The sequence below is a fragment of the Buttiauxella sp. S19-1 genome, assembly GCF_022134725.1.
Lineage (GTDB): Bacteria > Pseudomonadota > Gammaproteobacteria > Enterobacterales > Enterobacteriaceae > Buttiauxella > Buttiauxella ferragutiae.
In genome coordinates this window covers 1-21,894 of the sequence record NZ_JAHWLU010000002.1, presented here as the reverse complement: position 1 = coordinate 21,894, position 21,894 = coordinate 1, and the positions used below count along the sequence as shown (strand labels likewise).

The 21,894-nt window shown below is 48.1% G+C and carries 22 protein-coding genes, 1 tRNA gene and 2 rRNA genes; 17 read left to right on the top strand and 8 right to left on the bottom strand.

Annotation, left to right across the window (positions count from 1 at the left end):
- Positions 1–6: 6 nt before the first annotated feature.
- From mreD to csrD, 4 genes are all read right to left on the bottom strand, one after another.
- A complete protein-coding gene (mreD, locus tag MES37_RS00765) occupies positions 7–495 on the bottom strand; it encodes a rod shape-determining protein MreD (protein ID WP_034459838.1) in 489 nt (162 codons plus the stop codon).
- A complete protein-coding gene (gene mreC, locus MES37_RS00760; RefSeq protein ID WP_064543039.1) occupies positions 495–1,499 on the bottom strand; it encodes a rod shape-determining protein MreC in 1,005 nt (334 codons plus the stop codon). The genes mreD and mreC overlap by 1 nt, the downstream gene beginning before the upstream one ends.
- Before the next feature lie 67 nt (positions 1,500–1,566).
- Complete coding sequence (gene mreB / locus MES37_RS00755) at positions 1,567–2,610, bottom strand: rod shape-determining protein MreB (RefSeq protein ID WP_034498906.1); 1,044 nt, start codon at positions 2,608–2,610, stop codon at positions 1,567–1,569.
- Between the two features lie 308 nt (positions 2,611–2,918).
- Positions 2,919–4,859, bottom strand: coding sequence for an RNase E specificity factor CsrD (gene csrD / locus MES37_RS00750; protein ID WP_121814803.1), 1,941 nt, complete (start codon positions 4,857–4,859; stop codon positions 2,919–2,921).
- 284 nt (positions 4,860–5,143) lie between these two features.
- Between csrD and msrP the strand changes: the two genes are divergently transcribed.
- From msrP to fis, 11 genes are all read left to right on the top strand, one after another.
- The gene (gene msrP / locus MES37_RS00745) at positions 5,144–6,148 is read left to right on the top strand and encodes a protein-methionine-sulfoxide reductase catalytic subunit MsrP (RefSeq protein WP_064543035.1); all 1,005 of its coding nucleotides are present in this window, start codon (positions 5,144–5,146) and stop codon (positions 6,146–6,148) included.
- Position 6,149: 1 nt separating this feature from the next.
- Entirely contained in the window at positions 6,150–6,749 is a 600-nt protein-coding gene (msrQ, locus tag MES37_RS00740; RefSeq protein WP_121814802.1) for a protein-methionine-sulfoxide reductase heme-binding subunit MsrQ, read from the top strand.
- Between the two features lie 232 nt (positions 6,750–6,981).
- Positions 6,982–7,434, top strand: coding sequence for a type II 3-dehydroquinate dehydratase (aroQ, locus tag MES37_RS00735; RefSeq protein ID WP_034459855.1), 453 nt, complete (start codon positions 6,982–6,984; stop codon positions 7,432–7,434).
- Between the two features lie 21 nt (positions 7,435–7,455).
- Positions 7,456–7,929, top strand: a complete 474-nt coding sequence (gene accB, locus MES37_RS00730; RefSeq protein ID WP_064543031.1) for an acetyl-CoA carboxylase biotin carboxyl carrier protein — start codon at positions 7,456–7,458, stop codon at positions 7,927–7,929.
- Between the two features lie 10 nt (positions 7,930–7,939).
- Positions 7,940–9,286 carry an acetyl-CoA carboxylase biotin carboxylase subunit gene (gene accC / locus MES37_RS00725; RefSeq protein WP_064543029.1) on the top strand — a complete coding sequence of 449 codons (1,347 nt, stop codon included), beginning with the start codon at positions 7,940–7,942 and terminating at the stop codon, positions 9,284–9,286.
- A gap of 116 nt (positions 9,287–9,402) precedes the next feature.
- Positions 9,403–9,645, top strand: a complete 243-nt coding sequence (locus MES37_RS00720; protein ID WP_064543027.1) for a YhdT family protein — start codon at positions 9,403–9,405, stop codon at positions 9,643–9,645.
- A complete protein-coding gene (panF, locus tag MES37_RS00715; protein ID WP_064543024.1) occupies positions 9,635–11,089 on the top strand; it encodes a sodium/pantothenate symporter in 1,455 nt (484 codons plus the stop codon). Before MES37_RS00720 ends, panF begins: the two co-directional genes overlap by 11 nt.
- A gap of 11 nt (positions 11,090–11,100) precedes the next feature.
- Positions 11,101–11,982 (top strand): 50S ribosomal protein L11 methyltransferase, encoded by an 882-nt coding sequence (gene prmA / locus MES37_RS00710; RefSeq protein ID WP_133522288.1) that lies wholly within the window; start codon positions 11,101–11,103, stop codon positions 11,980–11,982.
- 175 nt (positions 11,983–12,157) lie between these two features.
- Complete coding sequence (locus tag MES37_RS00705; protein ID WP_064543020.1) at positions 12,158–12,898, top strand: carbonic anhydrase; 741 nt, start codon at positions 12,158–12,160, stop codon at positions 12,896–12,898.
- Positions 12,899–13,273: 375 nt separating this feature from the next.
- On the top strand, positions 13,274–14,239 hold the full coding sequence (gene dusB, locus MES37_RS00700) for a tRNA dihydrouridine synthase DusB (protein ID WP_034459869.1): 966 nt from the start codon (positions 13,274–13,276) through the stop codon (positions 14,237–14,239).
- Positions 14,240–14,264: 25 nt separating this feature from the next.
- Entirely contained in the window at positions 14,265–14,561 is a 297-nt protein-coding gene (gene fis, locus MES37_RS00695) for a DNA-binding transcriptional regulator Fis (RefSeq protein ID WP_003855228.1), read from the top strand.
- Between the two features lie 369 nt (positions 14,562–14,930).
- Here fis and MES37_RS00690 read toward each other — a convergent pair whose 3' ends face one another.
- A complete protein-coding gene (locus MES37_RS00690; protein WP_064543018.1) occupies positions 14,931–15,197 on the bottom strand; it encodes a hypothetical protein in 267 nt (88 codons plus the stop codon).
- 140 nt (positions 15,198–15,337) lie between these two features.
- Here MES37_RS00690 and MES37_RS24845 point away from each other — a divergent pair, with 140 nt between their 5' ends.
- From MES37_RS24845 to MES37_RS00660, 6 genes are all read left to right on the top strand, one after another.
- Positions 15,338–16,222 (top strand): LysR substrate-binding domain-containing protein, encoded by an 885-nt coding sequence (locus tag MES37_RS24845; RefSeq protein ID WP_237929903.1) that lies wholly within the window; start codon positions 15,338–15,340, stop codon positions 16,220–16,222.
- 319 nt (positions 16,223–16,541) lie between these two features.
- A complete protein-coding gene (locus MES37_RS00680; protein WP_121814786.1) occupies positions 16,542–16,763 on the top strand; it encodes a hypothetical protein in 222 nt (73 codons plus the stop codon).
- 505 nt (positions 16,764–17,268) lie between these two features.
- Entirely contained in the window at positions 17,269–18,294 is a 1,026-nt protein-coding gene (locus MES37_RS00675) for an amino acid ABC transporter substrate-binding protein (protein WP_064543014.1), read from the top strand.
- A gap of 70 nt (positions 18,295–18,364) precedes the next feature.
- The gene (locus MES37_RS00670) at positions 18,365–19,546 is read left to right on the top strand and encodes an amino acid ABC transporter permease (protein WP_237929902.1); all 1,182 of its coding nucleotides are present in this window, start codon (positions 18,365–18,367) and stop codon (positions 19,544–19,546) included.
- Positions 19,547–19,555: 9 nt separating this feature from the next.
- On the top strand, positions 19,556–20,656 hold the full coding sequence (locus MES37_RS00665) for an amino acid ABC transporter permease (RefSeq protein WP_237929901.1): 1,101 nt from the start codon (positions 19,556–19,558) through the stop codon (positions 20,654–20,656).
- A 10-nt stretch (positions 20,657–20,666) separates the two neighbouring features.
- Entirely contained in the window at positions 20,667–21,425 is a 759-nt protein-coding gene (locus MES37_RS00660) for an amino acid ABC transporter ATP-binding protein (RefSeq protein ID WP_064514184.1), read from the top strand.
- Positions 21,426–21,523: 98 nt separating this feature from the next.
- Here the strand turns inward: MES37_RS00660 and rrf (MES37_RS00655) are convergent.
- The 3 genes from rrf (MES37_RS00655) to rrf (MES37_RS00645) form a co-directional block, all read right to left on the bottom strand.
- A 5S ribosomal RNA gene (gene rrf / locus MES37_RS00655) occupies positions 21,524–21,639 on the bottom strand.
- 39 nt (positions 21,640–21,678) lie between these two features.
- Positions 21,679–21,754: transfer RNA gene (locus MES37_RS00650), tRNA-Thr, on the bottom strand.
- 15 nt (positions 21,755–21,769) lie between these two features.
- A 5S ribosomal RNA gene (gene rrf, locus MES37_RS00645) occupies positions 21,770–21,885 on the bottom strand.
- Positions 21,886–21,894: the final 9 nt, after the last annotated feature.

Here is a 21,894-nt window from a genome sequence, read left to right as displayed (position 1 = left end):
TCAATCCTATTGCACTGCAAATTGTTGGCGAATTTTACGCATCAACAAGAATATCCATGGCCACAGTACACCATTGACCACGCTGCTCCAGAAAATTTCTGGGCGGAAAGAGACATTGATAACTAAAAATTCAGACCAGAAAACAATGACATCTGTCATCAATGACAACAGCATAACCACCAAAGCCTGTTGCCAAAGCGCGAGATTGCGGAATAGCTGGTACTTTAACGCCACCAGATAAGCAACGATGCTCAGAGATAATGCGCGCACGCCAAGGGTAGAGCCGCTGATTAAATCCAGTATGGCACCCACCACAAAACCTGTGCCTACATTTACGCGGTGTGGCAGAGCCAGAATCCAGTACAGCAGGATCAGTAATACCCAGTCAGGACGATAGATTTTTAAATCGTCAGGCCATGGCATGACTTGTAACAACAAGGCGACGAGGAAAGAAAGCCAGATGACCCAACGGCCCTGGCTACGGTAACTACCCACTACTGCCCTCCCAGGCTTGCTGGTGCAGCAGGGGCAGGAGTCGTAATACCCGTTGCCGGAGGAGGAACCGGAGCTGGTGGCCCGACAGAATCAGCCGCTGGTAAAACCTGCGGCATCATTTGCATCAAGCGCTCATTCGCCACGCGATGAACTTCATCAGGCGGCATCGGGGTTTTCCCTTCGCGATCCGCGCCCCACAACAGCAGCAAATAACGCAGACGTTGTAAGCCAGCAGTCGGACGAGCCTGAATAACCGTGTATGCGCGCTGAGTATCAAGCTTCACTGAAGAAACGACGCCCACAGGATAGCCTTCCGGGAAGCGGCCACCCAAACCAGATGTCACCAATACATCGCCTACGCGAATATCAGTATTAGCCGGTAAATGTTCCAGTTGCAGATCGTCAGTACAGCCGTTACCCGCCGCGATAATGCGGATGTCATTACGCAGTACCTGAATAGGCAGCGCATGGGTAGCATCACAAATCAGTAAAACACGGCTAGTGAGTTTCGCCACCGCGACAACCTGACCTACGACACCTTTATCACTGATGACGGGTTGACCTTCATAGACGCCGTTCACGCTGCCTTTATCAATAACCACCTGGTCACTGTAAGGATCGTTAACGGTAGAGATAACCTGAGTCACCATTTTTTGCTCGTCCTGACGCAACGGTGAGCCAAGCAGTTCGCGCAGGCGTGCGTTTTCCTGACGATATTGACCCATCATCAGTAATTCGCTGTTTTTCAGGATCAATTCCTGACGCAGTGCACGATTTTCGAGTTCTAGCTGGTCGCGTGATGCCAGTGTTTGCGAGACGCTGTCGAGCAATTCACGGGGACCATTTGAGACAAAATAGAAAGGGCTGACGGCAGTATCCATATACGTTCGAATCTGACTGAACGTACCCAGGCGACTATCGGCAATCATTACACCAATCGCCACCAGCACCGCCAAAATCAGGCGAAACTGTAACGAAGGGCCACGGCTAAAAATTGGCTTCATAGGCTATGCGTATTCCAGGGCCAGCAAGAAAGGGCAGTCTTGATGACTGCCCCTTACGTGCGGCTGATTACTCTTCGCTGAACAAGTCGCCGCCGTGCATGTCGATCATCTCCAGTGCCTTGCCACCGCCACGGGCTACGCAAGTCAATGGATCTTCTGCAACTACTACCGGAATGCCTGTTTCTTCCATCAGCAGACGGTCAAGGTTACGCAGCAATGCGCCACCACCAGTCAGAACCATACCGCGCTCAGAGATATCGGACGCCAGCTCTGGTGGGCACTGCTCCAGTGCAACCATCACCGCACTCACGATCCCCGTCAATGGCTCTTGCAGGGCTTCGAGGATTTCATTGGAATTCAGGGTAAAGCCGCGTGGAACACCCTCAGCCAGGTTACGGCCACGCACTTCGATTTCAAGCACTTCATCGCCTGGGTAAGCAGAACCAATTTCGTGTTTGATACGTTCAGCAGTGGCTTCACCAATCAGTGAACCGTAGTTACGACGCACATAATTAATGATGGCTTCGTCGAAGCGGTCACCACCGATGCGTACGGAAGAGGAGTAAACCACGCCGTTCAGAGAAATAACGGCAACTTCAGTTGTACCACCACCGATATCCACAACCATTGAACCGGTTGCTTCAGAAACTGGCAGGCCAGCACCGATAGCCGCAGCCATTGGTTCTTCAATTAAGAAGACTTCACGAGCACCTGCACCTTGCGCAGATTCACGAATCGCGCGACGTTCAACTTGAGTTGCGCCAACTGGCACACAAACCAGTACGCGTGGGCTTGGGCGCATAAAGCTGTTGCTATGCACTTGTTTGATGAAGTGTTGCAGCATTTTTTCGGTCACGAAGAAATCGGCAATAACGCCATCTTTCATCGGACGGATAGCTGCGATGTTGCCGGGGGTACGACCCAGCATCTGTTTAGCATCATGGCCGACAGCCGCAACACTTTTAGGTGAACCGGCACGATCCTGGCGAATAGCCACGACAGATGGCTCATTCAGTACGATGCCTTGTCCTTTCACATAAATCAGGGTATTCGCGGTACCCAGGTCAATGGACAGGTCATTGGAAAACATGCCACGAAATTTTTTCAACATACTAAGGGATAATCCTGAAAGCTGGGGCGGAAACAAAATCCGCTTACTTTACCAACCACTCATTGCAGCGACAAGGCGCAAAAATGTTCTGCAATGGTGAAAAATTGTGCAGTTTACTACGACTAATACACTTTCGACACGTTTATCCTCGAACTGCCGAGGAAACAAACAAACGCTGTAGGTTAAACGAACAGTGCAAGGAAGCAAACCGGGTTCATTTCATGCTTCAACAATCTGGTCAGCAGGCGTATTAGCCCCCTTGAGATGCAGCGCGCGTTATTCTACGTGAAATATTCATAAACGGCAGGTTAAACCGAGTATCTTTGCGAATATTTTTTCACGTTGCTGTCTAGTGGTTGAGATGCCGCAAAAAAATCACCTTGAGCACCCGCCACGCCTTTCTCCACCAGTGTCTGCCATTCACTTCGCGTTCTGACTCCGACCGCAAAAACTTGCGTCTGAGTCCCATTACAGGCCTCAACCAGGCTCTGTACAAACAACTGATTTTCAGTTCGTTTCTCAATGTTTCGCACGAGCCCCGGATGCAGCTTTATCAACTCCACATCCAACTCCTTAATATAAGAAGCGCTCACTACGGTCAAACCCGCCTGGGAGACAGCAATACGAGCACCCAAAGCTTTAATCAAGCGAATCACAGGCTGCAAACGGCTGATGTGTTGACAGACATCTGCCTCTGCAAGTTCAAAAAGAATACGTCGTCGAAGCGATTTTTCTGACTGCATCAACGCATCACGCAACCAACGCTGGAACGGAGCGCGAATCAGTGATTCTACAGACACCTGAATAGCCAGTGTTTCTTCGGGCCAGAAACCGGCTAAAGGTAACAATCGGGCGATGGTTTGCCGGTCATATTGTTCCGCTAAACCAAACTGCTTCACCATCGGCAAATATTCTGCCGCCAGCACTTCTTGTTCGCCGTCAAAAATCCGACACATGATTTCACGATGATGTACGTAGCCATTACGCATTACCGCCGGTTTTTGATAGAAGCGTGGGCCACCGCGTTGTAACACTTGCTCAATGAGCGTACGCCATTTCACATTGCCGCGCCCTTTTTCCGGCAAACTATCGTCATAGACCGACCAACTGTTCGCCCCTTGCAACGAAGCATTACGCGTCGCGACTTCCGCGTTCTCCATCACCTGCTCTTTGGTTTGCCCGCTACGCCATGCACAAATACCGATATGCATCATGTCATTGCGGTCGAGCATTCGGGTTGGCGGCAAGGTATCAACGGCTTTCAGCAACTGGCTGGCAATACTATCGGCTTCTTTTAATGTGCGATGAGGTAACAAAACGGCAAAATCGCTGCGGAAATAACGTGCCAGTAATGCGCCGGGATAACGCATCACAAATGTCGACAACAGATTGATGAGGGTAAATAAGTACTCCTCTACCGCCGCGCGCCCCCATGTTTCATGCAGGGTGTCAAAATCGGGCAGACGGATGATCATCACTACACCATGCGCGCCCACTTGCTCTTGTTCATCCAGCAACGTCGCCAGTTGATTATCAAAAAACAGACGATTATTCAGGCCTGTTTTCGCATCCTGCGCCGCAAAAGCACGAATCAAGGTGTCCATTCTGCTGCGTTGATCGTTCGCGTTTTGCAGATCGGAAAGCAACAAGTCCAAAGCGCTACTGGCTTTCGGAGGCCATTCCAGTACCGATCCGCGCACCTCAACGCCTCTTTCACCGTTCAGAATCCGTCGCGCTCGGTTCTCCAGTAACTCTTGCCCGGCGAGCTGCTTTTTCATCCAGCGGATAGCAAAAAACAGCACGATAAGCATGAAGCCAACCGTGATAGAAAGTGGAACGGTAGTGAAAAGTGAGTTGTAGTAATTCGCGACAGGATCCCGATAGGTGAGAGAGAGGAACATCCCCGGATGCTTCATTAACTCAACAGTCACGGTACGAAAACTGTAGCTATTGCCCAGTAAACGGTAGGATTGGCTCAACTGATGTTGGTAAACCGTGTTGCCGCCTATTTTGAATTTCACCTCGGTGATATCAATGGGCACCATCACTTCGTTGAGGCGATTGATCAGTTCTTCTGGAGAGCTTGAAACCAAATCGTTATCAATGATTGTGGCAACCGCCACCACACGCTGATGAACTTTAAAATGCATCGCATTAAAGAAGCTTAATGAACAACCCACGAGCGTCACAAAAATAGCGAGGCCAGTCAGCAACGTCATAAAAGCAGAAAGTTTCGTCGTTAATCGCATCCTTGAGTTAACTCCGTTTGGTGAAGATAAGACCAGCCTGACTTGATGCGGCATTACATAGTAAAAGAGCAATTCAGGCAAACACGGTGAACAGATTCTTATCCTTTGTTGCAAAGGATACGTAAATACACCGAAATTCAAGTATAGCCTTCATCGGCAGGTATCCCATTAACGCAACCGCAACGAAACCTATCCCTTCTTTAAGTTTCAATTTTTTGTGACATATTCGCAGGGTTCAGCGTTCTCCGTCATGCTTAGCCTATAAAGCCATGCCGGAGAACAAGATGAAAAAAGTAACCCGCTTTACGGAAGCAGATGTCACACCCGAATCGGTTTTTATGCTGAAACGCCGCCAGGTGCTGAAAGCGCTGGGCATCAGTGCCGCGGCTCTCTCGCTTCCTCAAACTGCCCATGCTGATATTCTCTCCTGGTTTAAAGGGAACGACAGGCCACCCGCGCCATCGGGAAAACCCCTGCAATTTAGCCAGCCTGAACAATGGCAGGCAAAACTCGCCATGACCCCAGAAGACAAAGTGACGGGTTACAACAATTTCTACGAATTTGGCCTTGATAAGGCCGACCCAGCAGCCAATGCCGGAAGCTTAAAGACCGATCCGTGGAAAATCACAATTAGCGGTGAGGTGGCAAAACCACAAACACTTGACCTTGACGATCTTTATAAGAAATTCCCACTGGAACAGCGTATTTATCGGATGCGTTGTGTCGAAGCCTGGTCGATGGTGGTGCCGTGGATAGGTTTCCCACTCAGTAAACTGCTCGCGCTAGTCGAGCCCACCAGCAAAGCAAAATATGTCGCCTTCGAAACGCTTTACGACCCGGAACAAATGCCCGGGCAGAAGGACCGTTTTATCGGTGGCGGGTTGAAATATCCCTACGTCGAAGGATTGCGTCTTGATGAAGCAATGCACCCTCTGACTCTACTTACGGTCGGCGTTTACGGGAAAGCGTTGCCACCGCAAAACGGTGCACCGATACGACTCACCGTGCCATGGAAATACGGCTTTAAAGGAATAAAGTCGATTGTCAGTATCAAACTGGTTAGCGAGTTACCACCTACCACCTGGAATATGGCAGCACCTAATGAATACGGATTTTATGCCAACGTAAACCCAAATGTTGACCACCCACGCTGGTCGCAAGCCAGTGAGCGATTTATCGGATCAGGTGGAGTACTGGATGTAAAACGCCAGCCGACGCTGCTGTTTAATGGTTATGCCGACCAGGTCGGATCGCTATACCGCGGCTTGAATCTGAAGGAGAATTTCTAAAGTGCGATTAACCGCAAAACAGATAACCTGTCTTAAAGTCGTACTGCATCTCGCGGCCTTCTTACCTTTTGTCTGGTTGTTTTATGCTGCAAACCAGGGGCTTTTAAGTGCCGACCCGGCAAAGGATATCCAGCATTTTACCGGCAGAATGGCGCTTAAACTGTTGCTGGCGACGCTGCTAGTCACACCGTTGGCGCGATACGGGAAGCAGCCGCTGCTGATTCGAACCCGTCGGTTGTTAGGATTATGGTGTTTTGCGTGGGCCACACTTCATTTAGTCAGCTACGCCATGTTGGAATTGGGCATCAACAATCTGGCGCTACTTGGCCGGGAACTGGTCACGCGCCCGTATTTAACTTTAGGAATAATCAGCTGGTTGGTACTGCTATCATTGGCAACAACATCTACGCAGTCGTTACAACGAAAATTGGGGCCACGCTGGCAAAAGCTGCATAACTTCGTCTATCTGGTCGCTATCCTTGCCCCGATTCATTATCTGTGGTCAGTAAAGGTTATCTCACCGCAACCATTGCTGTATGCTCTGGGCGCAATCATCCTTCTGGCCTTACGCTACAAGAAATTCCGTCAGTGGCGGCGTTAACGAAAGATATGTGTTGTTCCCCGCAGAAAAGTGATCAACCTGGCCCCGTTTAGGGATATGAGTTGATCATCTTCCCTGATAAGACCAGTATTTAGCTGCCAATTGCTACGAAATCGTTATAATGTGCGACTTTGGTTTTTCTGACAGGCCATTTTCTGGCTCTGAAGGTGACAACCGAGCAACTTAGGTATATTTTGTAAAATACCTACAAATTGCAGGAGATGGCAGCACGATGTCGGCTAATTTTCACATTTTGCTTTTGAACGGCCCGAATCTTAACATGCTGGGAACACGTGAGCCTGAGAAGTACGGCACGCTGACTTTAGCCCAAATTGTTAACTCGCTCGAAGAAGAAGCAAAAACGCTAAATGTCTCGTTCAGCCACCTGCAATCCAACGCGGAATATGAATTGATCGACCGAATTCATCAGGCTAAAGACACTGTCGATTTTATTCTGATTAATCCGGCCGCGTTTACTCATACGAGCGTTGCACTGCGTGATGCCTTATTAGCGGTAGATATTCCGTTTATTGAGATCCATCTGAGCAATGTGCATGCGCGCGAACCGTTCCGCCATCATTCATATCTTTCTGATAAAGCGGTTGGTGTCATCTGCGGATTAGGCGCTGACGGCTATTCATATGCACTACAGACGGCGGTAAAACGCTTGTCAAAATCCATCTAAACAAGAGTACGGAACCCACTCATGGATATTCGTAAGATTAAAAAACTGATCGAGCTGGTTGAAGAATCAGGCATTTCTGAACTGGAAATTTCTGAGGGCGAAGAATCTGTACGCATCAGTCGTGCACCGGCAAACACCGGTTACCCAATGATGCAACAGGCTTATGCTGCTCCAATGTACCAGCCACAGCCGCAACCTGGCCTGTCTAACGTTGTTGCACCTGCCGCTCCGGCAGAAGCACCAGCGGCTGCTGAAATCAGTGGTCACATCGTGCGTTCCCCAATGGTCGGTACTTTCTACCGCACCCCAAGCCCGGATGCTAAGTCATTTGTTGAAGTTGGCCAGAAGGTTAACGTTGGCGACACTCTGTGTATCGTTGAAGCAATGAAAATGATGAACCAGATCGAAGCTGACAAAGCCGGTGTGGTGAAAGCCATCCTGGTTGAGAATGGCCAACCGGTTGAATTTGACGAGCCGCTGGTCGTCATCGAGTAACGAGGCGATTATGCTGGATAAAATTGTCATCGCTAACCGTGGCGAGATTGCTCTGCGTATTCTTCGTGCCTGTAAAGAACTGGGTATCAAGACTGTCGCTGTGCACTCCACTGCGGATCGCGATTTAAAACACGTATTACTGGCGGATGAAACTGTTTGTATCGGTCCCGCTCCGTCGGTAAAAAGCTATCTGAATATCCCGGCAATCATCTCTGCAGCAGAAATTACTGGTGCAGTTGCGATTCACCCGGGTTATGGCTTCTTGTCTGAAAACGCCAACTTTGCCGAGCAAGTTGAACGTTCAGGCTTCATCTTCATTGGCCCGCGTGCTGAAACTATTCGTCTGATGGGCGATAAAGTGTCTGCAATCAACGCAATGAAGAAAGCTGGCGTACCTTGCGTACCAGGCTCTGACGGCCCTCTTGACGGCGATATGGATAAAAACCGTGCTCATGCTAAACGCATTGGCTACCCGGTTATTATCAAAGCGTCTGGCGGTGGCGGCGGTCGTGGTATGCGTGTCGTACGTAGCGATGCCGATCTGGAACAATCCATTAATATGACCCGTGCGGAAGCGAAAGCTGCTTTCAACAACGACATGGTCTATATGGAAAAATACCTGGAAAACCCACGCCATATCGAGATTCAGGTATTGGCTGACGGCCAGGGCAAAGCGGTTTACCTGGCAGAACGCGACTGCTCTATGCAGCGTCGTCACCAGAAAGTGGTTGAAGAAGCGCCAGCACCGGGCATCACGCCGGAACTGCGTAAATTCATCGGCGAACGCTGCGCTAAAGCCTGTGTTGATATCAACTATCGCGGTGCAGGTACTTTCGAGTTCCTGTTCGAAAACGGTGAGTTCTACTTCATTGAAATGAACACCCGTATTCAGGTTGAGCACCCGGTAACAGAAATGATCACCGGCGTTGACCTGATTAAAGAACAGCTGCGCATTGCTGCAGGCCAGCCACTGTCTATCAAGCAAGAAGACGTTCATGTTAAAGGCCATGCGGTAGAATGCCGTATCAACGCCGAAGACCCGAATACCTTCCTGCCAAGTCCAGGCAAAATCACTCGCTTCCATGCGCCAGGTGGTTTTGGTGTGCGTTGGGAATCACACATTTACGCCGGTTACACCGTACCGCCGTATTATGATTCCATGATTGGCAAACTGATCTGCTTCGGTGAAACGCGTGAAGTCGCGATTTCTCGCATGAAAAATGCTTTGGCTGAACTGATCATCGATGGCATCAAAACCAACGTTGATTTGCAGACTCGCATCATGAACGATGAAAACTTCCAGCACGGTGGAACTAACATCCACTATCTGGAGAAAAAACTGGGTCTTCAGGACTAAGTTTTCTCAAGAAGTAACATCGTGATAAGGCCGGTTCTCCGGCCTTTTTCTTTTTTGATCCCCATCTTCTCGCTATGCGTTACAATCGCCGCTTTCCGCCAACTCAAGGGACAATAATGGACGCGCGTTTTGTTCAGGCCCATAAAGAAGCCCGCTGGGCGCTTTGGCTAACCCTTCTCTATCTTGCCGCATGGTTAGTGGCTGCTTACTTACCTGGTAATGAAATCGGCCCAACTGGCCTACCGCACTGGTTTGAAATGGCGTGCCTGCTGGTACCTTTGCTGTTCATTTTACTGTGCTGGGCAATGGTGAAGTTTATCTTCCGTGATATTCCTCTGGAGGATGATCATGCAGCTTGAAGTCGTATTACCGCTGGTAGCCTATCTATTAGTGGTTTTTGGCATTTCCATGTACGCCATGAAACGCCGCACCACAGGTAATTTCCTCAACGAATATTTCCTGGGTAGCCGCTCGATGGGCGGGTTTGTATTAGCGATGACGCTAACCGCCACTTATATCAGTGCCAGTTCATTTATTGGCGGGCCTGGAGCTGCTTATAAATATGGGCTGGGCTGGGTTTTGCTGGCAATGATTCAATTACCGGCGGTATGGTTATCTCTGGGTATTCTGGGTAAAAAGTTTGCCATTCTGGCACGTCGCTATAACGCCGTTACCCTGAATGACATGTTGTTCGCCCGTTATCAAAGCCGTCTGCTGGTTTGGCTGGCGAGTCTTAGCCTGTTAGTGGCTTTTGTTGGCGCGATGACCGTGCAGTTCATCGGTGGTGCACGCTTACTGGAGACGGCAGCCGGTATTCCTTACGAAACGGGATTGCTGATTTTTGGTATCAGCATTGCGCTGTATACCGCGTTTGGTGGCTTCCGTGCCAGCGTTCTCAACGACGCAATGCAAGGCATGGTGATGCTGGTTGGCACGATTTTGCTGTTGGTGGGCATCGTTCACGCAGCCGGTGGTTTGCACAACGCAGTAGATACGCTGCAGCATATCGACCCTAAACTCGTTTCACCGCAGGGTGCCGATGACATCCTTTCCCCGACGTTCATGACCTCATTCTGGGTGCTGGTCTGCTTCGGCGTGATTGGTTTGCCGCACACGGCGGTACGCTGCATCTCTTATAAAGACAGCAAAGCCGTGCACCGTGGCATTATCCTCGGCACAATTGTGGTCGCGATTTTGATGTTTGGTATGCATCTGGCGGGCGCGTTAGGCCGTGCAGTGATACCGGATTTGAAAGTCCCTGATTTGGTTATCCCAACGTTGATGGTCACGGTGTTACCACCAATAGCGGCGGGAATATTTCTTGCGGCACCCATGGCGGCAATTATGTCGACAATTAACGCCCAATTGCTGCAATCATCCGCTACGATCGTCAAAGATCTTTATCTGAATATGCGACCGGATCAGATCACTAACGAAAGGCGTCTGAAAAGAATGTCATCGGTGATCACGTTGATTCTGGGTGCGTTGCTGCTACTCGCGGCATGGCGCCCACCAGAAATGATCATCTGGCTGAATTTGCTGGCGTTTGGTGGGCTTGAAGCGGTATTCCTGTGGCCTTTAGTGCTCGGCCTTTATTGGGAGCGAGCCAATGCTGCGGGCGCGCTAAGTGCAATGATTGTCGGTGGCGGGTTGTATGCGGTGCTGGCGAGTTTCAAAATCCAGTTATTTGGCTTCCACCCCATTGTGCCATCCTTATTACTAAGTTTGCTGGCGTTCCTGGTAGGCAACCGTTTCGGTCAGCCGCTGCCTGCACCAGCACTCGTTCCAACTACTGATAAATAAAGAGTTTCGCTATGCCATGGATTCAACTGAAAATTAATACTACCGGCGCAACCGCTGAAGAACTCGGCGATGCACTGATCGAAAGCGGCGCAGTATCCGTGACCTTTCAGGATACCCATGACACACCGGTATTCGAGCCATTACCTGGCGAAACCCGTTTATGGGGCGATACCGATGTGATCGGTTTGTACGACGCTGAAACAGACATGGAAGAAGTCGTCGCGATTCTCGAAAACTGCCCACTGCTGAGCGTGGGTTTCCGTCACAAAATCGAGCAACTCGAAGATAAAGACTGGGAACGTGAATGGATGGATAACTTCCACCCGATGCGTTTTGGCCAGCGCCTGTGGATTTGCCCGAGCTGGCGTGATGTGCCAGACGTGAATGCGGTAAACGTGATGCTCGACCCAGGTCTTGCGTTCGGAACTGGCACTCACCCAACTACGTCTTTGTGCCTTGAGTGGCTTGATGGACTGGATCTGGCAGGCAAAACCGTTATCGATTTCGGCTGTGGTTCCGGCATTCTCGCGATTGCGGCGCTGAAACTGGGTGCTGCTAAAGCGATTGGTATTGATATCGACCCACAAGCCATTCAGGCCAGCCGTGATAACGCAGAACGCAACGGTGTTTCTGAACGCCTGGAGCTGTATCTGCCACAAGACCAGCCAGAAGCCATGAGCGCCGATGTCGTGGTCGCAAACATCCTTGCAGGGCCTTTACGTGAGTTAGCTCCTTTAATCAGCGTGCTGCCTGTTCAGGGCGGTTTCCTTGGGCTTTCTGGCGTGCTGGCAAGCCAGGCCGAAAGTGTTTGCGAAGCGTATCAGGACAAATTCACCCTTGATCCTGTCGCCGAAAAAGAAGAATGGTGCCGCATTACTGGTATCAAACGCTAAGTCCCCCTTCCCCCTTAAAGTGGCCAACTGGCCACTTTAAGTAAAAGTTAATACCTGATTTTATTGCCCCGCCATTTTTGCCCACTCTTTCCTGAAAACCGAGTTTTACAATGCGCCGCTTCAAACATGTCAGTTAAACGACGCTATTTAATAAAATTTATCAGGGAATGAATCAATGAAAACCACTTTGCGCACGCTGGCAATTCTCACTATGGGAATGCTGCCCGCTTTAGCCATGGCCTCTCACTGGAGTTACGAAGGTGAAGGCTCGCCAGAACATTGGGCCGAAGTCAGCCCAGAAAACCAAACTTGTAAAGTGGGGATGAATCAGTCGCCAATTGACATAAAAAACACGCTAAAAGCGCATATCAACCCGCTAAAATCTAGTTATGTAGACTCCCCTATCAACATCATAAATAACGGCCATACTATCCAGGCGGGTTTCGCAGCCAGTGTGAAAGATGTGGTGACAATTGATGGCGTTCCTTTCCAGCTTCAGCAACTCCATTTCCATGCGCCAAGCGAAAACACTCTCAATGGCAAACATTTCGCCATGGAAATGCACCTGGTGCATAAAAATGCTGAGGGAGAGATTGCCGTCGTCGCAGTGATGTTTGAAACCGGGACTGCCAACAGTGAACTCGCTAAACTCTGGCAGACGATGCCAGCCAAAGCCGATGAAAAAGCAGAATTAAAACAAAAAATCGATGTGAACAAATTACTACCAGAGGATCTGTCCCATTATCGTTTCAGCGGTTCGCTAACCACTCCACCCTGCTCTGAAGGTGTACGCTGGTTAGTGATGAAGCATCCTGTGACACTCTCGGTGCAGCAATTGAAACAATTCACCACAGCAATGCATCATGGAAATAACCGCCCAACACAACCCTTGCATGGCCGTGAAATTGTTGAGTAAACCACTTATTGCGGGGGAGTAAACTCCCGCTTTCTCGTTTATTGCCCCAAGGTCTGAATAGACGAATCCCGGCACCAAAATGAGACATTCCTCGCAGAAAAATGCCAAAACTGCTGAACAAAGCAGCAGTTTATCTGGCGCTTTGCGCCTAAAATAATGTTAATTGCTTTCCAATTTCACTAAAAATGAAAAGAGCACAAAACAACCACCCCAAGCTAACACAATGAAATTAATCATTAATTTATTTATGCTATCGCACAGGATGCGGATTCATTGATCTACGACAGCTGATTGTTCAAAGTTTGGCCTTTCATCTCAGGTCAAAAATGCGTAATATACGCCGCCTTGCAGGCAAGTATGGTCATTTCTTAACTCATGCGCATTGGACAACACCAGCTCAGAAATCGACTGATTGCAGCACCTATGGCTGGCATCACTGACAGACCATTCAGGACGCTGTGTTACGAGATGGGGGCCGGACTGACTGTTTCCGAGATGATGTCCTCTAACCCTGAAGTTTGGGCGAGTGATAAATCACGTTTACGGATGGTGCACGTGAATGAACCAGGTATTCGCACCGTGCAAATTGCCGGTAGTGACCCTGATGAGATGGCAGAGGCCGCACGTATTAACGTGGCTAATGGCGCCCAGATTATTGATATCAATATGGGATGCCCGGCAAAGAAAGTGAATCGTAAGCTCGCGGGTTCAGCACTTCTGCAATACCCAAGTCTGGTGAAATCTATCCTGACAACGGTAATTAACGCAGTAGACGTGCCTGTAACGTTGAAGATTCGCACTGGCTGGGATACGGCGCACCGTAACTGTGAAGAGATTGCCCAACTGGCTGAAGACTGTGGCATTCAAGCTTTGACGATTCATGGACGCACACGCGCCTGTTTATTTCAGGGCGACGCTGAATACGACAGCATTCGGGCAGTTAAGCAGAAAGTTTCCATTCCGGTAATCGCGAATGGTGACATTACTGACCCGCTTAAAGCCAGAGCTGTGCTCGACTACACAGGGGCTGATGCTCTTATGATAGGACGCGCGGCTCAGGGAAGACCCTGGATCTTTCGGGAAATCCAGTATTATCTGGACACTGGAGAGCTGCTTCCTCCCCTGCCTCTGGCAGAGGTGAAGCGCTTACTTTGTGGGCATATTGGGGAACTACATGACTTTTATGGTCATGCTAAGGGATACCGAATTGCTCGCAAACACGTTTCCTGGTACCTACAGGAACACGCTCCAAATGACCAGTTTCGGCGCACATTCAACGCCATTGAAGATGCAAGCGAACAGCTTGAGGCGTTGGAGGCATACTTCGAAAATCTTGCGTAATTAGAAATAAAGAGCTGACAGAACTATGTTCGAACAACGCGTAAATTCTGACGTACTAACCGTTTCCACCGTTAACTCACAGGATCAGGTTACCCAAAAACCTCTTCGTGACTCCGTGAAACAAGCACTGAAGAACTATTTTGCTCAACTGAATGGTCAAGATGTTAGTGATCTGTATGAGCTGGTATTGGCTGAAGTAGAGCAGCCATTGTTGGACATGGTGATGCAATACACCCGTGGCAACCAAACCCGCGCTGCCCTGATGATGGGCATCAACCGTGGCACGCTGCGTAAAAAATTGAAAAAATACGGCATGAACTGATATTAATCAGTTAAGTTGTTGTTTAAAAAGGCGCTACTCGGCATGGGGAAGCGCCTTTTTTAATCTCTGAGAGTATCAAAATAAGCCTGGTTCTTCCGGGAAGTGGAGTAGATAAAGGAACTATGGGTTGCTGGTGGTCATGGAAGAAAGTTATTTATCTGGGAAATAGCGTTCCATGCTAAGAAATCCGGGGAATTATGACATCAATTGCATTTATATGCTTAAATCTTAATTATGAAAAATGGTATTCAACAATCCTTTAGACGAAATGACATTATTGTTGATTTAAAACTCACAAAACAAATGAATACAAAACATAATATTCACCACGTGAATCAAGTTATTAATTGAAACAACTTACTTCATTTTTCAATGAGTAAATTCATTTCCTTCCAGTAACTTTTGCATTAGCCTTAACTCCTTCTTATATACATATCTTAATTGTTCTCCGAAAGGACGGGCATCATGCGAATCGAAAAAAACCAGACAAGGAAATGATTCTGGTAACGATTCTTGCAGGATAGACTCCAGTTCTTCGTCAGTGAATATTGAGGGGTTCAGAGGGCAGCTGTTAATACGCAGATAATCTTGTATAAACCATTTTTCAAACTTGGACTTATCGGTCAGGAGTTTCATTAAACCTTCTTTTAATTTGCGCGTTGAAGGCCATTATTAGGCCGTCTTCTGGACCCATACACAATAGAAATTTTTAGAAGTCACGCTTTAAAAAACTTTATAGTACATAGTAAATATATGATTTTATAGGAAGTTAACTTGTGAGCAATAAATTCGACTACAACCTAATCAAAACGCTGGTGATGATTTTTGAAACAAAAAGTATGACTAAATCAGCTCAGGCCCTTGGGATATCGTCGCCGACACTAACATACTCATTAAATAAACTACGTGATTATTATCATGACATCCTTTTTGTCAAATCAGCCAAAGGGCTAAAAGCAACTCCAATTGCTAGCCAGCTCTATCCATCCTTTAAGAAAATTGACGAAGAAATATCACATTCAATTATGATTAGTGGTAGTAAACAAACAGAAGTATCTAACATATTCATTCGAACCAATACTATGATTGAATATTATTTAATGAATAAATTGCTAAAAAACAATAAAATATCCGATCAGGTATCATTCACATTTAATAACCGTATCATGCTCGAAGATCAGCGGATTACCGCTTTGGTTTCAAGAGAAGTGGATATTGATATTGGTTCTGCAATTAAATATAACCACTCTTTCATTTCTACAAGGATTGCCCAATCTAAAATTATTGGTTTGTGTCGTATGGGGCATCCGAGAATTAAAGATAACTTAAGCCTTGAACAATGGATGAGCGAAGAACATGCCGTCCTAAGCTCAGCTGAAACCAATGCGTATCTACCCGAAAAACTGTATGCAAACTCTCACCAGAGGATTATCCGTTATCGATCAAACTCTCTACTCAACATGCTGCATTGTATTGAAAAGAGTGACTTTGTCATGTTCTTCCCTGAATTTTTACTAAAACACATTCCTGAGTACTTTAATCTTCATTGTGTCACTATCCCATGGATGGAGAAAGACACTCTGGATATCTACGCCTACATTCACAGTAAGGCTAAAAATGATGAACGACTTAATCGAATCATAGAATTGTTGAAGAACTGATAAATAATCATAACATATTGATTGATTAATATTTTTTCCAAAATATGATAGTTCCTTACCCGACATAACTAATTGTCGCGACATAAGCTTTTTATTGTCTGAAAATTATCATCCTTCATTTTCTCTCCATATTTACCTGCCTAAGTTCGTTTTTCTCCACTTTGTTTACACTGCACATGAATTGCAATTATTCCCCGCTCTTCACCAGACTTAGCGTAGTGATAAAGTTGCCTCATTCACCCCAACAGGTTTTTAGATAACTCTGTAGCCCTGGTGCACAAGTCGTCCCTGGACGGGGTTTGGGTTAACGAGGTTCCATATGAAAAAGCTCATTGCCGCTGCGTTGCTTTCTACACTTCTGGCGGGTTGTGCGACTGACTCACCTTGCGTACCGGTCTATGACGACCAGGGGCGTTTAGTGCATACCAATACCTGTATGAAAGGTACGACTCAGGATAACTGGGAAACCGCAGGCGCTATCGCCGGTGGCGCCGCTGCGATTGCAGGTTTAACGCTGGGTATCGTTGCGTTAACTAAATAACTCTTCCATTCGAATCAGAAACAGCGCGCCTGACCAGGGCGCGCTTTTTTATTGGGAAAATCCGTCTGCATCGTTTAAGTGCAAGCAAAAATAGGCCCCTCCTTTTTTAGTCATCAGCTCTGCTTTTTTAGCGTGAAACAAATCACTCAGTTTCGTACTTTTTTGTTTTGTTGCATCAACAGCCGTGATGCCTCTCACACCCCTGCATTAATAGCACCCCAGCTAATATTAACGTCAGAAACTACTTCTTTTCATATGATCAAAAACTGAAACTTTTTTGTGCTGAAATGTGGCGTAGGTTTCATTTTTGCACCGTTTTAGGGCGCTGTGTGCGATTTTTCCTGTCTACACTCAGCTAACTGCGACGCGTGGTACACGCATACCGCGACTCGCAATCTTGGCACTCCCTTTGCTTTAACCAGACTGGCAGATGCCACAGACAGGAAAAACGACGCCACGCTAGCGTCAATACTTATAACGATAATTTCGCCACACAGGATGCATTATGAAAAAGACAATACTCTCCACTCTGGTCGCAGCCGGTGCATTATTCGCAATCGTCGGCCAGGCTCACGCTGGGACCACGTTTGAAGCGGTAAAAAAGAAAGGTTTTGTGCAATGTGGGATTAGCGATGGTCTGCCAGGTTTTTCCTATGCTGATGCCAATGGTAAGTTTACCGGCATTGATGTAGACGTTTGTCGCGGCGTTGCGGCTGCGGTATTTGGTGATGCATCGAAAGTGAAATACACCCCACTGACGGCGAAAGAGCGTTTTACCGCGCTGCAATCTGGTGAAGTGGACATTCTGTCACGTAATACCACCTGGACTTCCTCACGCGATGCCGGGATGGGCATGATGTTTACTGGCGTGACTTATTACGATGGCATCGGCTTCCTGACGCACAACAAAGCAGATCTGAAGAGCGCTAAAGAGCTGGATGGTGCGACTGTATGTATTCAGGCTGGTACTGATACTGAATTGAACGTGGCCGATTACTTCAAAGCAAACAATATGAAGTACACCCCAGTGACGTTCGACCGCTCCGATGAATCAGCGAAGGCGCTGGAATCAGGCCGCTGCGATACTCTGGCTTCCGACCAGTCACAACTCTATGCGCTTCGTATCAAACTCAGCACTCCAGGCGAATGGGTAGTTCTTCCTGAAGTGATTTCAAAAGAACCTTTAGGCCCAGTAGTCCGCCGTGGTGATGAAGACTGGTTCTCCATTGTACGCTGGACTTTGTTCGCCATGCTGAACGCCGAAGAAATGGGTATTGATTCTAAAAACGTTGACCAGATGGCCGCTAATCCAACAACACCAGATATGGCACACCTGTTAGGTAAAGAAGGTGACTTTGGTAAAGACCTGAAACTCGACAATAAATGGGCGTACAACATCGTCAAACAAGTGGGTAACTACGCTGAAATTTTCGAGCATAACGTAGGCTCTGAAAGCCCCCTGAAGATCAAACGTGGACAGAACAACCTGTGGAACAAAGGCGGTATTCAGTACGCACCACCGGTTCGCTAAGCGAGACGTCAGAAATGGGCACTACTGTTGTAGTGCCCAAAGTTTGAGTTTATGTAACTGAGGTTCGCTTATGCCCCATCGCCGCCCACTCGTAAAAGTGGATATCTCCTTTTCAAATCCTGCGGTTCGTGCGTGGCTGTATCAGATTATTGCGGTCGTCATCGTCGCTGGCATCGCCATTTACCTGATACACAACACCGTCACCAACCTTAGCAATCGTGGCATTACCTCCGGTTTTGCATTTTTGGATCGCAGCGCAGGCTTCGGTATCGTTCAGCATCTCATTGATTATGAGCAGGGTGATACTTATGGTCGCGTGTTCGTCGTCGGCCTGCTGAACACCTTATTGGTTTCCTCATTGTGCATTGTCTTCGCTTCATTTATTGGCTTCTTTCTCGGTCTAGCCCGGCTTTCCGATAACTGGCTTCTACGCAAACTTTCTACTTTTTATATCGAGACATTCCGCAATATCCCTCCTTTATTGCAGATTTTCTTTTGGTATTTTGCGGTACTGCGCAACTTACCTGGCCCCCGTCAGGCGGTTAATGCCTTTGATCTTCTCTTTCTGAGCAACCGTGGGCTTTATATTCCTTCTCCGCAAATTGGTGAAGGAGCACTGGCCTTTATTGCTGCTATTGCGGCTGCATTGGTCCTTTCTGCAGGACTGTATCGATATAACAAAATGCACCAGATAAAAACTGGGCAATTGCGCCGTACTTGGCCTTTCGCTTTGGGTTTATTGATATTGCTGCCGATTGTTGCTCAATGGATTTTCGGCGCAGCACTGCACTGGGATGTCCCAGCTTTGCGCGGTTTTAACTTCCGTGGCGGCATGGTACTTATTCCTGAGCTTGCGGCATTAACTCTCGCTTTGTCGGTTTATACCTCCGCTTTTATTGCCGAAATTATTCGTGCCGGAATCCAGTCTGTCCCTTATGGTCAGCACGAAGCGGCGCGCTCATTAGGGATACCCAACCCGGTCACATTGCGCCAGGTCATCATTCCTCAAGCCATGCGCGTGATCATTCCACCGCTCACCAGTCAGTACCTCAATATCGTGAAAAACTCCTCTCTGGCGGCCGCTATTGGCTATCCGGATATGGTTTCGTTGTTCGCAGGAACAGTACTCAACCAGACCGGTCAAGCCATTGAAACCATTGCCATAACGATGTCGGTTTACCTAATTATCAGCCTGACTATTTCGTTACTAATGAATATCTATAACCGGCGAATTGCCCTGGTTGAGCGCTAAGGAATTACGATGACAAAAGCATTAGTGTCACATAACGCGCGCCCAAAGGCTGTTCGCTCAGGTGCCGTACAGTGGGCTCGTAAGAATCTTTTTTCCAGCTGGTCTAATAGCTTACTGACTATTTTCTGCTTGTGGATGATGTGGGAACTGATTCCGCCATTGTTGAATTGGACGATTTTCCAGGCTAATTGGATTGGTGATAGCCGTGCTGACTGCACAAAAGAGGGGGCTTGCTGGGTGTTTATCCACGCACGTTTCGGGCAGTTTATGTATGGGTTATACCCGCATGATCAACGCTGGCGAATTAACCTTGCTCTGCTCATTGGCCTGGCTTCTATCATCCCAATGTTCTGGAATGCGATGCCTCGCCGTGGCCGTTACATCGCCGCATGGGCAGTCATCTATCCTCTGGTTGTTTGGGGTTTGCTATACGGCGGCTTTTTAGGTCTGGATCGTGTCGAAACTCGCCAGTGGGGAGGGTTAACTTTAACGCTTATCATCGCGTCAGTGGGGATTGCCGGTGCGTTACCGTTGGGGATCTTACTGGCCTTAGGCCGCCGTTCGACAATGCCCGTGGTTAGAATTTTGTCGGTGGTCTTTATCGAGTTCTGGCGTGGCGTACCGTTAATCACCGTCTTGTTTATGTCATCCGTCATGCTGCCACTGTTTCTTTCTGAAGGGACAAGCATCGACAAACTTATCCGTGCATTGGTTGGCGTGATCCTTTTCCAGTCCGCTTATGTCGCAGAAGTTGTACGTGGCGGTTTGCAGGCGCTACCAAAAGGGCAGTACGAAGCCGCAGAGTCTCTGGCACTGGGATACTGGAAAACCCAGGGATTAGTGATCCTGCCGCAGGCATTAAAGATGGTCATTCCAGGCCTGGTTAACACCATCATTGCACTATTTAAAGACACCAGTCTGGTGATCATTATTGGTTTGTTTGATCTGTTTAGCAGCGTACAGCAAGCCACTGTTGATCCTGCATGGCTGGGGATGTCGACCGAAGGCTACGTCTTCGCAGCCCTCATCTACTGGATTTTCTGTTTCAGTATGTCGCGTTACAGCCAGCATCTTGAAAAACGTTTTAACACCGGACGAACACCGCACTGAGGATGAATAAATGAGTCAAATTACTATGCAACCCGCTGATGCGATGATCATGCTGGAGAATGTGAATAAATGGTACGGACAGTTTCACGTACTGAAAGATATCAATTTGAAGGTACAACAAGGCGAGCGCATCGTACTGTGCGGGCCTTCAGGTTCAGGTAAATCCACAACGATACGCTGCATTAACCATCTGGAAGAGCATCAACAAGGACGTATTGTCGTTGATGGCACCGAGCTCAACGATGATTTGCGTAATATTGAGAAAGTCAGGACTGAAGTCGGGATGGTTTTCCAACACTTTAACCTTTTCCCACACCTTACAGTGTTGCAAAACTGCACACTTGCGCCGATTTGGGTGCGTAAAATGCCCAAGAAAGAAGCTGAAGCACTCGGCATGCATTATCTGGAAAAGGTACGAATTGCTGAACATGCGCATAAATTCCCGGGGCAAATCTCCGGTGGGCAACAGCAACGCGTAGCGATTGCTCGATCACTCTGTATGAAACCGAAAATTATGCTATTTGATGAGCCTACTTCTGCACTGGACCCAGAGATGGTTAAAGAGGTGTTGGATACCATGATTGGCCTGGCAGAATCAGGCATGACAATGTTGTGTGTAACGCATGAAATGGGTTTTGCACGGACGGTTGCTGATAGAGTGATCTTCATGGACCGGGGGGAAATTGTTGAACAGGCTCCTCCAAATGAGTTCTTTGCCCATCCAAAATCAGAACGCACGCGAGCATTTTTGTCTCAGGTCATTCATTGATATTTATAGATAAAGGTCACTTTCGTGGCTTTTATCTTTTTTACAACGATCCAAAACAAAAAGGCCATCCTTGCGGATGGCCTTTTTGTTTATTTGGAGCCTGGCAGTTCCCTACTCTCGCATGGGGAGACCCCACACTACCATCGGCGCTACGGCGTTTCACTTCTGAGTTCGGCATGGGGTCAGGTGGGACCACCGCGCTACTGCCGCCAGGCAAATTCTTTATCAAGCCGCCGAACTTTAACCTAAAAACTGGTGCTGATACCCAGAGTCGAACTGGGGACCTCACCCTTACCAAGGGTGCGCTCTACCAACTGAGCCATATCAGCACGCTTTAATTTTGAGCCTGGCAGTTCCCTACTCTCGCATGGGGAGACCCCACACTACCATCGGCGCTACGGCGTTTCACTTCTGAGTTCGGCATGGGGTCAGGTGGGACCACCGCGCTAGTGCCGCCAGGCATATTCTG

Bases quoted from the DNA above. Each gene is read 5' to 3' on its own strand.
- mreC (WP_064543039.1), bottom strand. From the start codon at position 1,499: ATGAAGCCAATTTTTAGCCGTGGCCCTTCGTTACAGTTTCGCCTGATT.
- mreB (WP_034498906.1), bottom strand. From the start codon at position 2,610: ATGTTGAAAAAATTTCGTGGCATGTTTTCCAATGACCTGTCCATTGAC.
- csrD (WP_121814803.1), bottom strand. From the start codon at position 4,859: ATGCGATTAACGACGAAACTTTCTGCTTTTATGACGTTGCTGACTGGC.
- msrP (WP_064543035.1), top strand. From the start codon at position 5,144: ATGAAAAAAGTAACCCGCTTTACGGAAGCAGATGTCACACCCGAATCG.
- aroQ (WP_034459855.1), top strand. From the start codon at position 6,982: ATGTCGGCTAATTTTCACATTTTGCTTTTGAACGGCCCGAATCTTAAC.
- accB (WP_064543031.1), top strand. From the start codon at position 7,456: ATGGATATTCGTAAGATTAAAAAACTGATCGAGCTGGTTGAAGAATCA.
- accC (WP_064543029.1), top strand. From the start codon at position 7,940: ATGCTGGATAAAATTGTCATCGCTAACCGTGGCGAGATTGCTCTGCGT.
- MES37_RS00720 (WP_064543027.1), top strand. From the start codon at position 9,403: ATGGACGCGCGTTTTGTTCAGGCCCATAAAGAAGCCCGCTGGGCGCTT.
- panF (WP_064543024.1), top strand. From the start codon at position 9,635: ATGCAGCTTGAAGTCGTATTACCGCTGGTAGCCTATCTATTAGTGGTT.
- prmA (WP_133522288.1), top strand. From the start codon at position 11,101: ATGCCATGGATTCAACTGAAAATTAATACTACCGGCGCAACCGCTGAA.
- MES37_RS00705 (WP_064543020.1), top strand. From the start codon at position 12,158: ATGAAAACCACTTTGCGCACGCTGGCAATTCTCACTATGGGAATGCTG.
- dusB (WP_034459869.1), top strand. From the start codon at position 13,274: ATGCGCATTGGACAACACCAGCTCAGAAATCGACTGATTGCAGCACCT.
- fis (WP_003855228.1), top strand. From the start codon at position 14,265: ATGTTCGAACAACGCGTAAATTCTGACGTACTAACCGTTTCCACCGTT.
- MES37_RS00690 (WP_064543018.1), bottom strand. From the start codon at position 15,197: ATGAAACTCCTGACCGATAAGTCCAAGTTTGAAAAATGGTTTATACAA.
- MES37_RS00680 (WP_121814786.1), top strand. From the start codon at position 16,542: ATGAAAAAGCTCATTGCCGCTGCGTTGCTTTCTACACTTCTGGCGGGT.
- MES37_RS00675 (WP_064543014.1), top strand. From the start codon at position 17,269: ATGAAAAAGACAATACTCTCCACTCTGGTCGCAGCCGGTGCATTATTC.
- MES37_RS00670 (WP_237929902.1), top strand. From the start codon at position 18,365: ATGCCCCATCGCCGCCCACTCGTAAAAGTGGATATCTCCTTTTCAAAT.
- MES37_RS00665 (WP_237929901.1), top strand. From the start codon at position 19,556: ATGACAAAAGCATTAGTGTCACATAACGCGCGCCCAAAGGCTGTTCGC.
- MES37_RS00660 (WP_064514184.1), top strand. From the start codon at position 20,667: ATGAGTCAAATTACTATGCAACCCGCTGATGCGATGATCATGCTGGAG.